Here is a 2,911-nt window from a genome sequence, read left to right as displayed (position 1 = left end):
TTTTCACCAGAAACAATTTAAAAAAACTCAAAAAACTCTCGTTTTAATTCGCTGCCATAGTTTCACCAGAACTACAGTTGCAATCAGCGTGAGTAGCGTTAGGATGCTGGCTTTGGTATAATAACCATAGATCCAGTATCCGGTGCTGAACAGTGCACCATATATTGTAACACAACCTACAAGGGTAGCCAGTATTCCTGCCGGCACAGACCATTTTTGATTGGTTGTTACCAAAGCAGCTCCCGCAGCACGCGCTTTTGTAAGAATGTGCGACCAACCGGGACCTCCGGGTTGTGTTTGCTTGTAAAAATCAAATAAAGTCTTGTCTTTTTCAGGTTTGGTCAAAAAGGTAACCGAAAGCCAAACAATAGAAGTAAGTAATACAATCACAGGATATGTTGACCAATTAGGTAACACACCATCTGCTTCTGCTGTACCGAAAAGAATGACACCTAAAGAAGTAAAGTTGAACAGGATTGAAATAATTCCCGAAGAGAACATCGCAGAAATCTCGCTCCAGGCATTGATTCGCCACCAGAACCAACGCAAAATAAAAATAAGCCCCGTTCCTGCACCAAACATCAAAATAATATTGAATAACTGATAAGCATTAGTAAGCACCAGTGCCAAGGCAGAACTTATAACCATCAACAGTACCGTTGAAATTCGTCCTACATTAACCAGTTCTTTTTGCGATGCATCGTTTTTTACATAACGGGCATAAAAATCATTAACCACATACGAAGATCCCCAGTTTAAATGAGTTGAAATTGTAGACATATAGGCCGCGATAAGCGAGGCCATAACCAGACCCAAAAGTCCCGTTGGTAGCTTAGTCAGCATTGCTGAATAGGCTAAATCATCTCCTAATTTGCTTTCTACAATATTGGGAAAAGCTTCGTGAATACTGGCGATATCCGGGTAAACCACCAGCGAAGCCAGGGCTACTAAAATCCATGGCCACGGCCGTAATGCGTAATGTAATGCATTAAAGAAAAAGGTGGCGCCTATGGCGTGATTCTCATCTTTGGCAGCCAGCATACGCTGTGCGATATATCCACCGCCACCCGGCTCAGCTCCCGGATACCAGGCGCTCCACCATTGTACCGCAAGCGGAATAATCAGCAGGGTTATCAACGTACTGGTATCATCAAAATCAGGCAAAATATTGATTTTATTTATAACCTGCGGACTATTCATCAGTCCGGTCATACCGCCTACTTCCGGAAGGTTGACACAATAATACGCTGCACCGATACCCCCGGCCATTGCTGCAAAAAACAGTATAAAATCGGTATACACCACGCCTTTAAATCCACCAATGGTACTGAATATCACGGTTACCAATCCGGCATAACCTATGGTTTCCAGAGGTGTTAATCCCAGCATAATCTGCCCGATCTTGATCGCAGCCAAAGTCACGGCACTCATCGCAAGCACATTAAAGATCACACCTAAATACACAGCCCGAAAACCACGTAAGAATTTCGCAGGTTTTCCGCCGTAACGCAATTCGTAAAATTCAATATCGGTATTAACCTCAGACTTCCTCCAGAGTTTAGCGTAGACAAAAACGGTAAGCAAACCGGTGATCAAAAACGCCCACCATACCCAGTTACCGCTTACGCCCTGATTCCGTACAATATCGGTTACCAGGTTTGGAGTATCAGTAGAAAAGGTGGTAGCTACCATCGAAATACCCAACAGCCACCAAGGCATATTCCGGCCCGATAAAAAGTATTCTGAGGAGCTCTTACCCGATTTTTTTGCAACCAAAAGTCCAATGATCAAGGTGATTGCAAAAAAGCCGATGATAATGGCATAATCAAGTGTTTCTAGAGCTACCATACGTATTTTGAATTATTACTGTTTTATTGAGATTGCTATTCCTGTGAAACTATGCTTTTTAAAAATGATAGCGCATAAAAGCTTCCATCGCAGCATATTCTGCCAAACCTAAAGCTCTATATTTTTGAGCAGTTTCTTTGTTTCGATCTTCGGCACGCACCCAGAATTCTCTCAAATCTTCTCCCTGAAACATCACCCCGTCTTTTTGAGACTGGTGGTAAAAAATAGCCTGGCGTTTCTTTAAAACCTGATCCGGACTCATAGGCACGGCCATTTCGATCTCGTGCATTTCAAACTCGTGCCACGCGCCGCGGTATAGCCATACCCAGCAATCGTTCATATAAGGCTCATTTTTAAGTTGAGCCAGAGATTCAAAAATGATATTGAGGCATACTTTGTGGGTTCCGTGCGGATCGGCGAGATCCCCGGCAGCGTAAATCTGATGCGGTTTTACGGTCGAAATAAGTTCGTTTACAATCGCTACATCTTCCTGAGACATCGGGTTTTTCTTGATCCCTCCGGTTTCGTAAAACGGAAGGTCTAAAAAGTGTACCTGCTCATCAGGAACGCCTTCAAAACGGGTGGCACCCAAAGATTCGCAGCGTCTGATCAATCCTTTTAGCTGGCGTACTTCAAGCGGATCAACCTCGTTGCGTTGTTTATTTTTGATCTGTTCTGCGATTTTACTGAAGCGCTCGCAGTCGTTATTACCCATCAGCGCGGAAACTTCAGCAAACTTTAAGGCTTCGGTGTCGCTTACAGCAATATTTCCTGAAGTCTGGTAGGCAATATGCACTTCGTGCCCCTGTTCTACAAGTCGATCAAAGGTACCTCCCATAGAGATCACATCATCATCGGGATGCGGACTGAAGATAATCACCCGCTTTTTTGCAGGTTCTGCACGCTCGGGTCTGTTGGTATCATCAGCACCGGGTTTACCACCCGGCCATCCGGTGATGGTGTGCTGTAATTTGTTGAACATCTCAATATTGAGATTGTAAGCTGAACCTTGCAAGGCAAGCAGGTCAGACATTCCGTGGTCATTATAATCTTTATCGGTAAG

The 2,911-nt window shown here is 44.0% G+C and carries 2 protein-coding genes; both read right to left on the bottom strand.

The window, feature by feature from the left end; genetic code table 11:
- Positions 1 to 27 precede the first annotated feature (27 nt).
- Positions 28 to 1,848 carry a sodium:solute symporter family protein gene (locus tag DSM03_RS18860; RefSeq protein ID WP_128762978.1) on the bottom strand — a complete coding sequence of 607 codons (1,821 nt, stop codon included), beginning with the start codon at positions 1,846 to 1,848 and terminating at the stop codon, positions 28 to 30.
- Positions 1,849 to 1,906: 58 nt separating this feature from the next.
- Positions 1,907 to 2,911: PIG-L family deacetylase (locus tag DSM03_RS18855; RefSeq protein ID WP_201740483.1), on the bottom strand; the 1,005-nt coding region annotated here is incomplete at its 5' end.

The organism is Leeuwenhoekiella aestuarii (genome assembly GCF_004104055.1).
In the GTDB taxonomy this organism is placed as follows: Bacteria; Bacteroidota; Bacteroidia; order Flavobacteriales; family Flavobacteriaceae; genus Leeuwenhoekiella; species Leeuwenhoekiella aestuarii.
This window is presented reverse-complemented; position numbering and strand designations above follow the sequence as displayed.